General features: G+C 65.3%; 16 protein-coding genes and 1 tRNA gene. 6 read left to right on the top strand and 11 right to left on the bottom strand.

Annotation, left to right across the window (positions count from 1 at the left end):
• Positions 1-87: 87 nt before the first annotated feature.
• Together BUB53_RS10110 and BUB53_RS10105 are read right to left on the bottom strand one after the other, a co-directional pair.
• Positions 88-164 (bottom strand) — tRNA-Met (locus tag BUB53_RS10110).
• 82 nt (positions 165-246) lie between these two features.
• Complete coding sequence (locus BUB53_RS10105; RefSeq protein WP_073034676.1) at positions 247-786, bottom strand: glutathione peroxidase; 540 nt, start codon at positions 784-786, stop codon at positions 247-249.
• A gap of 113 nt (positions 787-899) precedes the next feature.
• Between BUB53_RS10105 and BUB53_RS10100 the strand changes: the two genes are divergently transcribed.
• A complete protein-coding gene (locus BUB53_RS10100; protein ID WP_073034601.1) occupies positions 900-2330 on the top strand; it encodes an FAD-binding oxidoreductase in 1431 nt (476 codons plus the stop codon).
• Positions 2331-2360: 30 nt separating this feature from the next.
• Here BUB53_RS10100 and hemC read toward each other — a convergent pair whose 3' ends face one another.
• Positions 2361-3308: a hydroxymethylbilane synthase gene (hemC, locus tag BUB53_RS10095; RefSeq protein WP_073034599.1), complete on the bottom strand. Its 948-nt coding sequence runs from the start codon at positions 3306-3308 to the stop codon at positions 2361-2363.
• A 95-nt stretch (positions 3309-3403) separates the two neighbouring features.
• Here hemC and hemE point away from each other — a divergent pair, with 95 nt between their 5' ends.
• Positions 3404-4438 carry a uroporphyrinogen decarboxylase gene (gene hemE / locus BUB53_RS10090; RefSeq protein WP_073034597.1) on the top strand — a complete coding sequence of 345 codons (1035 nt, stop codon included), beginning with the start codon at positions 3404-3406 and terminating at the stop codon, positions 4436-4438.
• A 165-nt stretch (positions 4439-4603) separates the two neighbouring features.
• Entirely contained in the window at positions 4604-4843 is a 240-nt protein-coding gene (locus BUB53_RS10085; protein WP_159437803.1) for a type II toxin-antitoxin system Phd/YefM family antitoxin, read from the top strand.
• Positions 4844-5087: 244 nt separating this feature from the next.
• On the opposite strand, the gene BUB53_RS10080 is transcribed toward BUB53_RS10085, so the two are convergent.
• On the bottom strand, positions 5088-6296 hold the full coding sequence (locus BUB53_RS10080) for a glycerophosphodiester phosphodiesterase family protein (RefSeq protein ID WP_073034594.1): 1209 nt from the start codon (positions 6294-6296) through the stop codon (positions 5088-5090).
• Between the two features lie 186 nt (positions 6297-6482).
• On the opposite strand from BUB53_RS10080, the gene dddP reads away from it, so the two are divergent.
• Entirely contained in the window at positions 6483-7826 is a 1344-nt protein-coding gene (gene dddP / locus BUB53_RS10075; RefSeq protein WP_073034675.1) for a dimethylsulfonioproprionate lyase DddP, read from the top strand.
• A 21-nt stretch (positions 7827-7847) separates the two neighbouring features.
• Here the strand turns inward: dddP and BUB53_RS10070 are convergent, their stop codons facing one another.
• Positions 7848-8054, bottom strand: a complete 207-nt coding sequence (locus BUB53_RS10070; protein ID WP_073034592.1) for a hypothetical protein — start codon at positions 8052-8054, stop codon at positions 7848-7850.
• A gap of 111 nt (positions 8055-8165) precedes the next feature.
• On the bottom strand, positions 8166-8912 hold the full coding sequence (locus tag BUB53_RS10065) for a GGDEF domain-containing protein (RefSeq protein ID WP_073034674.1): 747 nt from the start codon (positions 8910-8912) through the stop codon (positions 8166-8168).
• A gap of 206 nt (positions 8913-9118) precedes the next feature.
• Between BUB53_RS10065 and BUB53_RS10060 the strand changes: the two genes are divergently transcribed.
• Positions 9119-10330 (top strand): bifunctional alpha/beta hydrolase/OsmC family protein, encoded by a 1212-nt coding sequence (locus tag BUB53_RS10060; RefSeq protein WP_073034591.1) that lies wholly within the window; start codon positions 9119-9121, stop codon positions 10328-10330.
• Positions 10331-10444: 114 nt separating this feature from the next.
• Here the strand turns inward: BUB53_RS10060 and ccoS are convergent, their stop codons facing one another.
• The 5 genes from ccoS to BUB53_RS10035 all read right to left on the bottom strand — a co-directional run bounded on the left by ccoS (position 10445) and on the right by BUB53_RS10035 (position 15678).
• Positions 10445-10603 carry a cbb3-type cytochrome oxidase assembly protein CcoS gene (gene ccoS / locus BUB53_RS10055; RefSeq protein WP_073034589.1) on the bottom strand — a complete coding sequence of 53 codons (159 nt, stop codon included), beginning with the start codon at positions 10601-10603 and terminating at the stop codon, positions 10445-10447.
• A gap of 4 nt (positions 10604-10607) precedes the next feature.
• Positions 10608-12797 (bottom strand): heavy metal translocating P-type ATPase, encoded by a 2190-nt coding sequence (locus tag BUB53_RS10050; RefSeq protein ID WP_073034587.1) that lies wholly within the window; start codon positions 12795-12797, stop codon positions 10608-10610.
• A gap of 5 nt (positions 12798-12802) precedes the next feature.
• Positions 12803-13258: a FixH family protein gene (locus BUB53_RS10045; RefSeq protein ID WP_188744987.1), complete on the bottom strand. Its 456-nt coding sequence runs from the start codon at positions 13256-13258 to the stop codon at positions 12803-12805.
• Positions 13258-14691, bottom strand: a complete 1434-nt coding sequence (ccoG, locus tag BUB53_RS10040) for a cytochrome c oxidase accessory protein CcoG (RefSeq protein ID WP_073034673.1) — start codon at positions 14689-14691, stop codon at positions 13258-13260. Before ccoG ends, BUB53_RS10045 begins: the two co-directional genes overlap by 1 nt.
• Positions 14692-14790: 99 nt before the next feature.
• Positions 14791-15678 (bottom strand): LysR family transcriptional regulator, encoded by an 888-nt coding sequence (locus BUB53_RS10035; RefSeq protein ID WP_073034672.1) that lies wholly within the window; start codon positions 15676-15678, stop codon positions 14791-14793.
• Between the two features lie 100 nt (positions 15679-15778).
• Between BUB53_RS10035 and BUB53_RS22750 the strand changes: the two genes are divergently transcribed.
• Complete coding sequence (locus BUB53_RS22750; protein ID WP_159437801.1) at positions 15779-15934, top strand: hypothetical protein; 156 nt, start codon at positions 15779-15781, stop codon at positions 15932-15934.
• Positions 15935-16098: the final 164 nt, after the last annotated feature.

Here is a 16098-nt window from a genome sequence, read left to right as displayed (position 1 = left end):
GCCACCCCAGCGCCACCCCAATAAGCTTTCTGGTAGCGCAAACCTAAACCGATATAGGAGGAAGTCGCCGAAAAGACTGGGGAATTTTGGTAGCGGAGGAGGGACTTGAACCCCCGACACGCGGATTATGATTCCGCTGCTCTAACCAACTGAGCTACTCCGCCAGAACGAGGCGCTAGGTATGACAGGCCGCGCCTTGCGTCAAGGCGAAAAAACCGGTTTTTCGGCGGGATGGCTCCTGTCGGGTCAGCTATCGGGCAAAAGGGCTTCGATTGCGCGGGTGAGTTGGGCCGATTGCGGGCGCACGACGGAGCCATAGGTTTCCACCACCGCGCCGTCGGGGCCGATCAGGATCTTGTTGAAGTTCCATCCCGGAGTGAACCCCTCGGTCCGGGCGACCCATTTGTAGAAGGGATGCGCGTCATCGCCGCGCACATGGGTGATGGTGGTCATCGGCAGGTCGAGGTCGAAATTCACCTCGCAGAAGTCGGCCACCTCCTGATCCGTAGACAGCTCCTGCTTGAAGTCCTGCGACGGTACGGCCAGCACCACCAGCCCGCGCTCACGATACTGGTCATAGAGCGCCTGCAACCCGTCATATTGCGGGGTATAGCCACAGCGCGAGGCGGTGTTCACCACCAGAACCGGCCGGCCCTGCCAATCCTCAAACGACAACGTGCCGCCGTCGATCGAGTCAAAGCTCCACGCCCCCGGCGCGGCCATGACCGGTGAGATCAGGACACCGGCCAGCGCACAGATCGCGGCAGCAAGGTGAAGGCGGAACATGCGGATCATAAGGGCATCCTTTCCCACAGGTGTGCAATACAAAGTTAGGCTGGCCCATCGCGTTGTCCAGTGGCATCTTGCGTCCTCCGGGTGGCTGGCGCATCTTGGCGGCCATGACCGATACACATCCCGACGACATCCTGAACCTGCTGGCCGATATTGTCGGGACGGCGCATGTGGCCACGGGCGCGGAGGCCGCCCGGTGGAGCGAGGACTGGACCAGACAGGCGCACTGGACCCCGCTGGCGGTTGTCCGTCCCGCAACGACCGAAGAGGTTTCAGAGGTGGTCCGGCTGGCCAACCGGGCGGGCACGCCCATCGTGCCGGTTTCGGGCAATACCGGGCTGGTCGAGGGGACACGCGCGCAAGGGTCGATCATGGTGTCGCTGGACCGGATGTCGGCCATCCGCGAGGTGCGTCCCGAGGCCCGCATCGCCATTGTCGAGGCGGGCGCGATCCTGTCGCGTATCCACGAGGCCGCCGGGGCGCATGACCTGATTTTCCCGCTGTTCTTCGGCGCGCGCGGGTCGGCCATGATCGGTGGGGCGCTGTCGACGAACGCGGGCGGGTCGAACGTGCTGCGCTATGGCAGCACCCGGCATCTGTGCCTCGGGATCGAGGCGGTTCTGCCCACGGGCGAGATCGTCAACCTGATGAGCGAGTTGCACAAGGACAATTCGGGCTATGACCTGCGCGACCTGCTGATCGGGGCCGAGGGCACGCTTGGCATCATCACCGCCGCCGTTCTGAAACTGCACCCCAAACCGCGGGCCTATGCCACCGCGATGGTCGCGGTGCCGTCGCTGGACCGGGCGCTGGTGCTTTTGAACCGGCTGCAACAGGAAACCGGCGGTGCGGTGGAAGCGTTCGAATTCATGCCCGGCGTGTTCATGGACGCCTATCTGGAACGCTTCCCCGAGGCCCGCGCGCCCTTCGATGACCGCCATGACATCAATATCCTCGTCGAGGTCGGCGCGCTTGCGCCGCGCGATGCGCAACCGGGGCCGGATGGCACGGTGCCCGTCGCCGCCCATCTGGAAGAGGTGCTGGGGCAGTTGTTCGAGGACGGCGCGATTCTGGATGCCGTCGTGGCGCAAAGCGATACGCAACGGCAGGAAATGTGGGCGCGGCGCGAAGCCTCGGCCGAGGTGGCGCGGCTGCGCCCGAACGTGATCGACAACGATATCTGCGTGCCCGTGGACAAGATGCAGGTTTTCCTGGACCGCATCACCGCCCGCGCCAGCGACCTGGACCCCGGCCTGATCCCGCTCTGCGTGGCCCATCTGGGCGACGGGAACCTGCATTTCGCGGGTTGGCCCGAGTCGCAGGACCCGGAGATTCACAAGGCGGTCAAGCAGGCGGTGGACGATGCCGCCATGGACCTTGGCGGCAGTTTCTCGGCAGAGCATGGCGTGGGCCTGTCGAAGAAACCGGCGATGCAGCGGCACAAGAACCCGGCAGCGATTCAGGCGATGCGCGCGATCAAGCAGGCGCTGGACCCGAACGGGATCATGAACCCCGGCAAGGTGCTGCCGGACGCATGATCCGCCCGGCCCGACAGCCCTTTGCGCGGATCAATCGCGCCAGTCGAAGAACCCTTCTCCGGCCTGTTCCAGCAGCTTGACTGCCATGGCGCGGCCCAGATCGGCGCCATCTTCGACCGGGGCGGTCTGATCGTCGCCGATCGCCTCGCTGCCATCGGGGCGCAGCACCTCGCCGCGCAGGCGCAACGTGCCGCCATCGAGCTCGGCCAGACCGGCAATCGGCGTCTCGCAAGAGCCATCCAGCGCGGCAAGGAAGGCACGTTCGGCGGCCAGCCGTTGCGCCGTGGGGGTATCGTGAATCGCCGCCAGCATATCGGCGGCGCGGGTGTCGTCGGCGCGCCGCTCGATCCCGATGGCGCCCTGCGCGACGGCGGGCAGCATTTCCTCGGGGGCGATGGCGGCGGTGGCCACGTCCGAGCGACCCAGACGGTTCAGCCCGGCCATGGCAAGGAAGGTGCAGGCGGCAACGCCATCGTCGAGCTTTTTCAGGCGGGTCTGCACGTTGCCGCGGAATTCGACCACCTGCAAATGCGGATAGGCCACCAGCACCTGCGCCTTGCGCCGCAGGGACGAGGTGCCGACCTTCGCGCCCTCGGGCAGGTCCGACAACCCGGCCACATGGGGCGAGACGAACGCATCGCGCACATCCTCGCGCGGCAGGTAGGTGTCCAGCACCAGCCCCTCGGGCTGAAGAACCGGCATGTCCTTCATCGAGTGGATCGCGATGTCGATATCCCCCCGGAGCATCGCATCCTCGATCTCGCGGGTGAACAGACCCTTGCCGCCGATCTCTTTCAGCGGGCGGTCGATGATCCGGTCGCCGGTGGTCTTGATCACCACGATCTCGAACGCCTCCTGCGGCAGGTCGAAGGCGGCGGCCAGCCGGTCGCGGGTCTCATGAGCCTGGGCCAGAGCCAGCGGCGAGCCGCGCGTGCCCAGCTTCATCGGGGTGTCGGGGGTTGGCAAATCGCGTGTCATGGCGCCGGTCTAGCCCCCCTGCCCGCGACTGACAAGCGCAGGGTGCTTGACATTGTGTCGCCGGGGGGTGACCACCGTGCCAAACGGAGGACGACATGGCCGCGCAAAAGACGATCCTGAGGGCCCTTGCGGGCGAAACCCTTGAGACCCCGCCGATCTGGATGATGCGGCAGGCCGGGCGCTATCTGCCGGAATACCGCGCCACCCGCGCCGAGGCGGGAGATTTCCTTTCCTTGTGCTATAACAGTGACTTGGCCACCGAAGTCACCCTGCAACCGATCCGCCGCTACGGGTTCGACGCGGCGATCCTGTTTGCCGATATCCTGCTGGTGCCGCAGGCCCTGGGGGCCGATCTGTGGTTCGTGACCGGTGAGGGGCCGCGCCTGTCGACGATCACCGGACAGGCCGGGTTCGACGCGCTGAAACCGGCCAGCGAGATCCACGAAACGCTGACCCCGATTTACCAGACCGTGCGCAATCTGTCGCAGGCCCTGCCAGCCGAAACCACGCTGATCGGATTCGCCGGCGCGCCCTGGACGGTGGCCACCTACATGATCGCCGGGCGCGGCACGCCGGACCAGGGGCCCGCGCATGCGCTCAAGGCTGAAAACAAGGCGCTTTTCGAGGCGCTGCTGGAACGGCTGACCGACGCGACCGTCGAATACCTCTCGGCCCAGATCGAGGCCGGGGCGGAATGCGTCAAGCTGTTCGACAGCTGGGCGGGATCGCTGAAAGGTGAAGATTTCGACAAGTATGCGACCGCCCCCGCGAAACGCATCATTTCCGAGCTCAAGGCGCGTCACCCCGGCATTCCGGTCATCGCCTTCCCGCGGGAAGCGGGCGATAAATACATAGGATTCCATGAAAAAACCGGGGCCGACTGTGTTGCACTGGACGATTCGGTCACGCCGGAATGGGGGGCCGAACATGTGCAGCCCTCGGGCTGCGTGCAGGGAAATCTGGCGTCGAAACATATGGTGAGCGGCGGCGAGGCGCTGGTGCGCGAAACCCGCCGCATCGTCGACGCCTTCCGCAACGGGCCGCATATCTTCAACCTCGGCCACGGGATCACGCCGGACGCGGACCCCGACAACGTGCAGCTGATGATCGACACGGTGCGCGGCGGCTGAGTTTCGTACGAAACGTACGATGTGTACGCGGGTTTTGTACGAAATCCGGGGCCTGCCGGGACATTTGCATCCATGAGGGACGCAAATGCGCCATCGCGCGCTTCGCTCGGCCCCTGTTAACCCTTGCATCGCATGCTGGCCCTGTTTCCCGAACACGAGGCCCGCATGCCCATCGAACTCCCTGTCAGCCGGTTCCGCACCGAATTCAGCACCTGCCTGACCCATCACCTCGTCACGGGTGAGCGCATCGTCCTCACCCGCCATGGCCACGAGGTGGCCGCATTGGTCAGCCTGAAGGATTTGCGCGCACTGGAAAATGTGGAACGCGCCCGTGAAGAATTTCTCGAACAGCGCCATGCCGAGCGGATGCGCGAATTCCGGATGTTGAAGGAGGGGTTGCTGTGATTACCGGAGAAAGGGGGCTTTGCCCCCCGGCCTGCGGCCTCCCCCCAGGATATTTCCGGCAAGAAGAAATGACGGTTTGAACGTTTTGCCGGTCAAACTGGTTGCGCGGGACGGGCGGGTGCAGGGGTCTCATAGCTCTTCTTCTTGCTCAAAATATCCCGGGGGGTTGGGGGCAGAGCCCCCAATACAAACGCAAAGCGCGCGCCCGAAGGGCGCGCACCGTTTTCGGAAAACCCGTCCGGAGTCAGTCGAGGCCGACGCAGTTGGCGTAATAGGTCACGGTTGCGGGCCAGTCGCTGAACACGCCGGCGACGCTGGCCTCTTCGTGCAGGGCGCGCAGGATGTTGAAGTAATCCGCGTCGCTGTCGGTGACTTCGGCGACCGACTGGAAATACCAGCCCCCGCCCGAGGTCAGCGGGCCGGAGCGTTCCAGCGTCCAGGCGATCAGGGTCAGCCCGGCCTCGCGCGCCGCTTTGGCATAGGCGGAGGCGGCATAATCGCCGTCCTTCGGGGTCACCAGCATGTTGAGCGAGGGGGCGAGGTAGTTCACGCCCTGCGCCTTGAGCGCGGCGAAGTCCTGTTGCCAGGTGTCGGGGGTCTGTTCGTCGAACCCGTCATGCCATTCGACGAGATAGACCGCCTGTTTGCCGAATTCGGGCTCGGCCTCGATCCAGTAGAGCACATCGTCGAGGTTGAAGGATTGCGCCCAGACGTCCGAGGCGGGGATGCCTGCGGCCTTGTATTCGTCGACCAGCTTCTGCGCGTAATCCTGTTGCGTGAATCCGTCATGGGGCATGTCGACCGAGGGGCTTTTGAGTTCCGGCGTGAATTTCGCGCCGAGCGATTTGAACAGCGCAATCGATTCCGCGTGGGTCATCAGCGTGCCGCCCTGCGTTGCATACAGATCGGTGCGCCAGTTGGCGGTGCCGTTCATGTAATCGTCGACCGTGGTGGCGGTGTTGTCGGCGGCGTCCATCTTGCCCGTCAGGGTGCGGTATTCGGCCAGCGTGATTTCCGAGGTGCGGCATTCGGCCTGGGCCGGGGTATCGCCATTGGCGGGCGCGAAGGGGGTCACGCAGGTGTCGGCCAGGTCGCTGCCGAGGATGTCGGTGGTGGTGTGCAGGTCGTTCTGGGCGTGGCGGCAGACCAGTTCGTGATCCTTGGTGAAGGTCACGTCGCATTCCAGGATGCCCGCCCCCATCCGTGCGGCGGCGCGGTTGGATTCGACGGTATGCTCGGGGAACATCAGCGGCGCGCCGCGGTGGCCGATGGAAAAATCGCTGCGTTTGGGGGTTTGCCCGAGGCAGGCGGCCAGTCGGGTTTTCAGCGGGCCATCGGCCATGCGGTCGATCAGGTAGGCCGGGCGGGGGCCATAGCCCAGTTGTTCGGCGGCGGTGGCGGGGATCGCGGCGGCCAGCGTGAGGGCCAGCGCGGCGGGGGTCAGGATGCGCATATCGTTCTCCGGGTTGGATTGCATGCGCGCACGTAACCGGCGGGGCTCAAAACTCCTGTGACGGTTTTTCAAATCTTCTGTGACAGCGGCGGGCGCGGCAGGAATGCGACATGCGGGCAGGTCGTTTTCCGCAAAGCGGCGGGCGTTCGGGCGGGGCAGCCTGAGCGGTACGGGAGGACGTGCATGATGGACACGCAGTATCGTGACATTCGCAAGATCGACCCGAGCCGGGGCACGCGCCTTGGGGACAATACCCCCAACGATGCCGACCGGATCGAGATCGGGCCGACGCGGCTGGCGTTTTCGGAGTGGGCGCAGGCGGGGCTGGAGTTGCCCGACCTTCAGGAGATGCGCCGGTATCGCTGGCAGCGGCTGACCGGGCATGTGGTGGCGCGGGGCTATGGCGGGCTGTTGATGTTCGACCCGCTGAATATCCGCTATGCCACCGACAGCACCAACATGCAGTTGTGGAACATGCACAACCCGTTTCGTGCGGTGTTGCTGTGTGCCGACGGGCATATGGTGATGTGGGATTACAGGAACGCGCCGTTCCTGAGCGGGTTCAATCCGCATGTGGCCGAGGTGCGCGCGGGGGCGGATCTGTTCTATTTCGACCGGGGCGACAAGGTGGATGTGGCCGCAGATGCGTTTGCCAACGCGGTGCGTATCCTGCTGGAAGAGCATGCGCCGGGGCATCGGCAACTGGCGGTGGACAAGGTGATGGTGCACGGGCTGCGCGCGCTGGAGGCGCAGGGACTGGTGGTGATGGAGGGTGAGGAGGTCACCGAAAAGGCCCGCGCCGTCAAATGCGCCGACGAGATCCGTGCGATGCGCTGTGCGATGCATGCCTGCGAAATGTCGGTGGCCGAGATGGAACGCTTCGCCCGTGGGCGGGTGCCGGGGGGCGGCGTCAGCGAGGACGACATCTGGGCGGTGCTGCACGCCGGGAACATCCGGCGCGGCGGCGAGTGGATCGAAACCCGGCTTTTGGCCAGCGGGCCGCGCACCAACCCGTGGTTTCAGGAATGCGGGCCGCGCATCGTGCAGGATAACGAGATCGTGGCGTTCGACACCGATCTGGTGGGCAGCTACGGGATTTGCTGCGATATCAGCCGGACGTGGTGGATCGGCGATGCGGCCCCGCGCCCGGACATGGTGTATGCGATGCGCCACGCGCATGAGCATATCATGACCAACATGGAGATGCTGAAACCCGGCGTGAGCGTGCCGGAACTGACGGCGGGCACCCATGTTCTGGACGCGAAGTTCCAAGCCCTGAAATACGGCTGTCTGATGCATGGGGTCGGGTTGTGCGACGAGTGGCCCCTGGTGGCCTATCCCGATCAGGCGGTGGAGGGGGCGTTCGAGTATGTGCTGCAACCCGGCATGGTGCTGTGTGTCGAGGCCCTGGTGGGGGAAGAGGGGGGCGATTTCTCGATCAAGCTGGAGGATCAGGTGCTGATCACCGAGGACGGGTACGAGAACCTGACCGGCTATCCGTTCGATGCGCGGCTGATGGGCGAGGGCTGAGCCCCCGCCCGTTGCGATGCGTCATTGTCCGCCGCCCGAGCGGCGCACGTTGCCGTGCCAGTCTTCGAACGGGGGCGGGGTGGCGGACGGGTTCGCCCCGGTCTGCGCCGGCCCCTCTGCGAGGCTGACAAGCGCGACGATCACCAGAGCAGCGGCGGTCAGCATCCACCACAGGCCAGCCGGAATCCGGTGCAGATCGCTGCGTCGGGAAAAGGTTTCATGTGCCATGTCGCTCTCCATCTCTTGCGATAGGGGGAAGCTAGGCGTGACTAGTGAATAATGAAAACGAATTATTAACATGCAATACATCACAGATTTATATCAATCCTGAAAGCGCCCTCATGACCGGGCCTTGGGCGGGTCAGCCCCCATATCCTTGTCCGCATCGAAGAGGCAGACACGATTGCGCCCCTCGGCCTTGGCGCGGTAGAGCGCGCGGTCGGCGGCGTGGATGGCGCGTTCGATTCCCGCCGGATCGCCGAGCCCGGCCACCCCGAAACTGGCGGTGAGTTGCAATGGCGTCCCTTCGACCACGACGGGGCGTTCGCGCACCCGGTTGCACAGGCGGTTGGCCGCGATACAGCCATCGGCGGCTTTCGTGCCCGGCAGCAGGATCACGAATTCCTCGCCGCCGAATCGGGCGACGATATCGCCGGTGCGGCAATTGTCCATCAGGGCCGCCACGAATTGTTGCAGGGCCGTATCGCCCGCCTGATGGCCGAACCGGTCATTGATCGCCTTGAAATGGTCGATATCGACGACGATCAGCGCCATCGGCCCGCGCGGCAGCCGTGCGACGCGGGAATGGAAATTGCTGCGGGTATGGGCGCCGGTGAGGGGATCGAAGCTGAGCGCGTGACGCAGGCGGCGATTGAGATCGTGCGCGTCGCGCATGCGTGAGCCGATGAAATAGGCCACCGGCGCCGACAGCATCCCCGCGATGAGCGCGCTGGAAATCAGGGTTTCGCGCAGTATGCGCGTTGGCGTCACCATGTAGTTCAACAGCACCGAGCCGCACACCATCGCCACGACCACCGCCGCAGTGAACAGCCTGACATCGTTGCGGGTTGCAAGGCGCAGTTGCATACCGGGTCCCATCACTCCTCTCGAGAAAGGATTGCAGCCCTTCGTTAACAAAGCCTCTGGCCTGGCCCGGCTGTTTCCGTGCAATTCACCGCAAATTCGCGCGTTTCAAGACGATCACCATGGCGTTACGGCGCCCTGTCCTCTCTGGAAAGCGCGGGCGCACCTGCCTACCCTTTGAGGGTGACCCGGCTGTGAAAGGATGTCCCATGCCCACCGAACGCTTTACCTTTACCGGCCATGATGGCGACACCCTGTCGGCGCGGCTGGATTTGCCCGAGGGGCCGCATCTGGCCACGGCGCTGTTTGCGCATTGTTTCACCTGCTCCAAGGACATCCTCGCCGCGCGGCGCATCGCGGCGCGGCTGGCGGGAGCGGGCATTGCGGTGCTGCGGTTCGATTTTACCGGGCTGGGCCATTCGGAAGGCGAGTTCGCCAATACCACCTTCGTGTCCAATGTGGACGATCTTGTGCTGGCCGCGCAGGCGCTGGAGGCGCGGGACATGGCGCCGAAGCTGCTGATCGGGCATTCCCTGGGCGGGGCGGCGATGCTGGCGGCGGCGCGCAGGATCGAAAGCTCGCGTGCGGTGGTGACCATCGGCGCCCCCTACGACCCCGGGCATGTGACGCATAATTTCGACGACGCGCTGAGCCGGATCAGGGACGAGGGGCGCGCCGAGGTCACTCTGGGCGGGCATACCGTGACCATCGGGCGGCGTTTCGTCGAAAGCGTGGCCGCCGAAAACCTGACGGACGAGATCAAATCCCTGCACCGGGCGCTGCTGATCCTGCATGCGCCGCGCGATTCCATCGTAGGGATCGACAACGCCGCCCAAATCTTTCGCGCGGCGAAACATCCCAAGAGCTTTGTCACGCTGGACGATGCCGACCACCTGATCAGCCATCCCGGCGATGCGGAATATGCCGCCGAGGTCATCGCCGCATGGGCCACGCGGTATCTGGAACTGCGCCCCCCTGCCCCGCCGCCGGGCGCGCCCGAGGGTATCGTGCGCGTCAGCGAGGCCGATACCGAGGGGTTCTTGCAGGATATCAACGCGGGGCCGAAACATCACATGCTGGCCGATGAGCCGCAGGCCTATGGCGGCACCGACAGGGGCATGTCGCCCTACGGGTTCCTGTCGGCGGGGCTGGGGGCCTGTACCTCGATGACGATCCGCATGTATGCCCGGCGCAAGGGCTGGTCGCTGGATCATGTCAGCGTGGATGTGAGCCATGACAAGGTGCATGCGCAGGACGCCGCCGCGCAGGGCAATGCCAAGGCCGACCGCTTCAAACGGGTGATCCGGCTGGAGGGCGATCTGGATGACGATCAGCGCGCGAAGCTGCTGGAGATCGCCGACAAATGCCCGGTGCATCGCACGCTGGAGCGCAGTGCCGAGGTGGAGACAGAGCTGGAGTGACGTGAAGGGAATGGCAGGGTCGCGCCCGCCCTGGGGGGCGGGGTCGGGCGCGACCCGGATCGCAGGCGATCCGGGGGAAATGGAGCCAATGTGGCTTATTGCAGGTGCGGGCGGTTACGGCTTGGGGTGGTCGTCGTATTCGTCGCTGAGGATGCGGCGGGCGTCACCCTCGGGGTCGTCATACTGGTTGGATTTGACCGTATAGACGAAAAACACCAGCCCGATCCCCCCCAGAAACAGGGAAATCGGGATCAGGTAGGCAAGGATGGTCATGGGGTCACCTCAGGCGCAGGGCGTTGAGCGACACCGTAATCGAACTGGCCGACATGGCCAAGGCCGCGATCAGCGGCGTGGCCAGCCCCGCCACCGCCAGCGGCACGGCGATCACGTTGTAGATCGTGGCGATGCGGAAGTTTTCGCGGATGCGGCGGGTGGCGGCGCGCGCCGTGGTGCAGGCAGAGGCGATGGGCGTCAGATCGCCGCCCAGAAGAACGATATCCGAGGCCACCCGCGCCGCATCGAGCGCCGACGCGGGCGAAATCGAGACATGCGCCGCCGCCAGCGCGGCGGTGTCGTTGAGCCCGTCGCCCACCATCAGCACCTTTGCGCCATGTTCGGCAAGGGCCTGAATGCGGCTGGATTTGTCCGCCGGCAGGGCCTCGGCCAGCCAGCGCTCGATTCCGAGCCGGTCGGCCAGCGCCTCGACCGCCTGCGTCGTGTCGCCGGACATGAGGTAGACGGTTTTGCCCGCGTCCCTGAGCGCCTGAACGGCCTCGGCCGCGCCGTCGCGCAGGCGGTCGGCAAAGGTGAAGGGCACGGGCACGCCATTGCCCCGGCTGAGGAAGGTGGCGGTCTCGGTCCGGCCCTCCGCGCCGGTCCAGCTTGCGCGGCCAAGGCGCACCTCCTGCCCGTTGAGCAAAGCCCTGGTGCCGTATCCCGGCACCTCGGTCACGTCGGTGACATGGGCGGGGGCAAACCCGGCCTCGCGGGCGGCGCGGGTGATGGCCTGCGCCAGCGGGTGCGACGAGCCCTGCGCCAGCGCCAGCGCCAGTTCCACGTCGCGGCGCGGAAGATCGGCAAGGTTGGTCAGTTCGGGCGTGCCTGCGGTGAGCGTGCCGGTCTTGTCGAACACCACGGTATCGATCTGCGCCAGACGTTCGAGCGCGGTTTCGTGCTTGATCAGCATGCCCTTGCGGAACAGCCGCCCGCTGGCGGCCGTGGTCACGGCGGGCACGGCGAGGCCGAGCGCACAGGGGCAGGTGATGATCAGGACGGCGGCGGCGATATTGAGCGCGGTGCGCATGTCGAACGTGTAGAGATACCAGCCGACGAAGGCGAGCGCCGAGAGGATATGCACGCCGGGCGCATAGAGCTTCGCGGCCTTGTCCGCCAGCGAGGTGTAGCGCGAGCGCCCGGATTCGGCGATGGCCACCAGATCGGCCATCCGGTGCAGCGAGGTATCGGCCCCGACGGCGGTGGCGCGGATGGTGAGCGGGCCGGTCAGGTTGACCTCGCCCGCCGAGACGCCCTGCCCTTCGCTGGCGAAAACCGGCAGGGTTTCGCCCGTCAGCAGCGAGCGGTCGATTTCCGAGGTGCCCTGCGTGATTTCCCCGTCCACCGGCATGCGCCCGCCGGGGCGCACGAGGATCAGATCGCCCACGGAGAGTTGCGCCACGTTGACGGTTTCCTCCTCGCCCGTATCGGTCAGGCGGGTGGCGCGGGGCACTTCGAGCGCGGTCAGTTCCTCGGCGGCGGAGCGGGCGATGGCGCGCGTGCGGTGATCGAGGTAACGGCCCGCCAGCAGGAAGAAGGTGAGCGCAAGTGCGGCGTCGAAATAGGCGTGTTCGCCCGAAAGCGAGGTTTCCCAGAGCGAGGTGACCACGGCCAGAAGGATGGCCAGCGTGATCGGCACGTCCATGTTGAGTTGCCTGTTCGACAGCGCCGCCCAGGCATTGCGGAAAAACGGCTGACCGGAAAAGGCGATGGTCGGCAGGGCGATGGCCGCCGAAATCCAGTGGAACAGATCGCGCGTGGCGTCCGCCGCGCCGGACCAGACCGACACGGACAGCAGCATCACGTTCATGCTGGCGAATCCGGCGACTGCCAGACGCATCAGCAGGTCGCGCCCGGCGCGATCGGTGGCGGTGGCGCTCAGGGTGCCGGGATCAAGCTCGTGCGCCTCGTATCCCAGACCTTCGACCAGTTCTTTCATCTCGGTCGCGGTAACCTCCGGCCCGGCCTCGATGCTGGCGCGTTTCAGGGTCAGGTTCACGCGGGCGGATTTGACCTGCGGATGGGCCTCCAGCGCCTTTTCGATCCTGGTGATGCAGGCCGAGCAGTGAATCGTCGGCAGCGACAAGGCGATCTGGGCCGGGTCGTGGGGCTGCATGTCGGCCAGTTGCTCCGCCGCGGGGGCGGCGGCGCAGGCCGGGCAGGCCGAAGGGGGTGGGCGCATGGAGGCTGTCATCGGCCTTAATCCTTGATCAGTACGACCCGCTGCTGGAACTCGGTGCCGTCAAAGGCGATGGCGGTCATGCGGATGTTCCAGTTGCCGTCGCCAAGCGGCACATCGGCCACATAGGCCGATCCGTCGAACTGGAAATCGGGGGCCACGTCATCGGCCACATGGGTGGCGCGCCCGACGGTGGCATCCAGCATCCTGACCGAGACCGGCTGTCCGGTGTCGTCGGTGATCGACAGGGTCAGGCGGCCATCGTGGTGATGTGCCTCGACCGTCCAGCCCAGCGATTCCTGCGCGGCCTTGCGCTCGTTGAAGGTCTGGCTGGCCACGTAGGAATTGGCCACCTCAAGCCCCGGAAAGGTCTTGACCGCCGAATAGGCCAGCAGGAGGTTCACCGCGATGATGATCCCGAAGGCCGCGGTAAAGCCGAACAGCACATGCTTGCCGGTGATTTTGCGTTCCGTCATCAGTTGTCCCTGCCGTTAAAGATCGTGTCCTGATAGGCGCGTTCGCCGTTCGATGTATCCTCGACCCACAGGCGCACCTCGGTGCGTTCGGAATGGGCCGGTTCGGAACTGGGGGGCGCCATCAGGTAGACGCGTTGCAGCATGGTCGAGTCCGCAGGCACCGTCACGGCACCGTAAGGCGTGCCCTCAAGCTGAATGCGGATCGCGGGATCGCCGCTGACGGTCATGCGGAACGGGCGGTCTTCGCCATGTTTGTTGCGCAGGCGCACCTCATACACGTTGCGGATGGTGCCATCCGACAGGGTGACGAAGGTGGGGTTGCGCACCGGGGCGACCGTCATGTCGATATCGGACCGGATGAACAGGGCGAACAACAGGCCGAAACCCACCAGCGACCACAAAGCGGTATAAAGGATCGTGCGCGGGCGCAGGATGTGCCTGATGATCGGCTTGGGCGCGTTCCCGGCGCGTTCGTTCTGTTCGTCGGTCAGCGCCATGTAGTCGATCAGGCCACGCGGCTTGCCGATCTTTTCCATGATGTCGTCGCAGGCGTCGATGCACAGCGCGCAGGTGATGCATTCAAGCTGCTGACCGTCGCGGATGTCGATGCCCACGGGGCAGACATTGACGCAGGCCATGCAGTCGATGCAGTCGCCCTGCGTTTCCCCGGCCTTGACCTCGTCGGAATTCTTGCGCGGCTCTCCGCGCCATTCGCGATAGCCGACGACCAGCGTGTCCTCGTCCATCATGGCGGCCTGAATCCGGGGCCACGGGCAGGCGTAGATGCAAATCTGTTCGCGGGCGAACCCGCCGAAGAAGAAGGTCGTGCCGGTCAGAACGGCGATGGTGGTATAGGCAACCGGGTGCGCATTGAGGGTGAAGAGATCGATCAGGAGCGTCGGCGCATCGGTGAAGTAGAACACCCAGGCCCCGCCGGTGGCCACCGCGATCAGCAGCCAGGCGATCCATTTTGTCATGCGCAGGCGGACCTTGCGGAAATCCAGCTTCTTCTGGCGATGCAGGCGCAGGCGCGCGTTGCGGTCGCCTTCGACCCAGCGTTCGACGAGGATGAACAGATCGGTCCAGACGGTTTGCGGGCAGGCATAGCCGCACCACACCCGGCCAAGCGCCGAGGTGAACAGGAACAGCCCCAGCCCCGCCATGACCAGCAACCCGGCGATGAAGTAGAATTCATGCGGCCAGATCTCGATCCAGAAGAAGAAGAACCGGCGGTTCGCCAGATCGACCAGAACCGCCTGATCGGGCAGGTTCGGCCCCCTGTCCCAGCGAATCCACGGCGTCAGGTAATAGACGCCGAGGGTGAAGATCATGATCAGCCATTTCAGATTGCGGAACCTGCCGTACACCTTCTTGGGAAAGACAGGTTCCCTGGCGGCATACAGGCTGGGGGCGTCTGGTTGGGTGTCGGACAACGGAATCACTCCGGGATGCGCATTATAGTACCAGTGTCTTGTTTCAGGTGGCGGCCGGTCCAGCCTTGACCTGCATCAAATTCTGATTCTCAAAGTGATCTATTTCATCCCGGTTGCAAGCGCGGCCTGCCGCCGCAGCCACGCGGCAAAGGCGCGCGCATTGGGCCGCAGGGGGCCGGGGCGGGTCACGATATAGTAGCCTGCCTCGCCTTCGTCGCGGAAAAGCTCCAGCAGGCGGCCTGCCGCGATATCCTGGCACACCCAGTCATGAACGGTCACAGCCACCCCATAGCCGTTGCGCAGCCCGTCCAGCAACAGGTTTCCGGGCACCTGCGTCAACCCGCCCTCGCGATCCTTGCAGACGCCGCGTTTGCGCAGCCAGTCGCTGGCTTCGTTGGTGCCGTATTCCTGAAGCCACGGCAGGCCGATCAGGTCCGCCGGTTCGCTGACCTGCCTGTCGCGGACCAGATCTGGCGCGGCGACGGCAACGATGGGAGAGCGGAACAGCAGGTGCGCATCGAGCCCCGGCCAGTGGCCGGTTCCATAGCGGATCGCGATATCCAGGCCGCCGGGTTCCAGTCGGGTGACCTGCGGCGTGGGGTCGATCATGATGTCGATGTCGGGATGCGCCTGTCGAAAGTCCGACAGGCGGGGCATCAGCCAATGCGCGGCGAAACTGGGGGTCGTGGTGATTTGCAGCGGGCGGTCGGCATCGGCCCCGGTGAGGGACTCGATGGTGCGGGCGATGCTGCCGAACCCGGCCCGCAGGGCATCCGCCAGGTCGCGCCCCTCGCGCGTGAGCGACAATTCGCGGCCCGACCTGTCCACCAGCGAGACCCCCATATGCGCCTCCAGCGCCTTGATCTGCTGGCTGATCGCAGCATGGCTGACATTCAGTGCCTCCCCCGCCGCGCTGGTCGATCCGGTGTCGGCCAGGGCCGCAAACGCCCGCAGGGCGGTCAGCGGCGGCATGGAAAGCCAGTTTATCATGTTAGGTCACCTTACAGGTTTGAATTATTCCTGAGTCGCAGGACGGAGGCTGCAAGGGCATATTAAAGGCAGAAACAGCAGTTGGAAAGGAAACGCCATGCTGAGTGTCCTTGCAAAATCTTTCATGACCGCCACCCGCATAGATGATCGCGATCGCTGGGAGCCCCCGGCGCACTGGGCTGAAAGCGAGCGATTCGACAATCGCCGAAACGCCGAGATCGAGGCCCATACCGTGGCCCGCCGGCGCGATTGAGCACGGCACGACGCTGGGCGGACTGCGGCACAGCGTTGACATGGGGTGCGATTTTCGGAAAAAAAGAACGGCACCGGTCTTCCAGGAAACGCGCGAACAGGACGGAAGAGCCGGTGCCGAAACCCGCAGACGGCATGCCGCCTGCGGGTATTCTTTATGCGGGG

It is taken from the genome of Roseovarius pacificus (assembly GCF_900142665.1).
GTDB lineage: Bacteria > Pseudomonadota > Alphaproteobacteria > Rhodobacterales > Rhodobacteraceae > Roseovarius > Roseovarius pacificus.
This window is presented reverse-complemented; position numbering and strand designations above follow the sequence as displayed.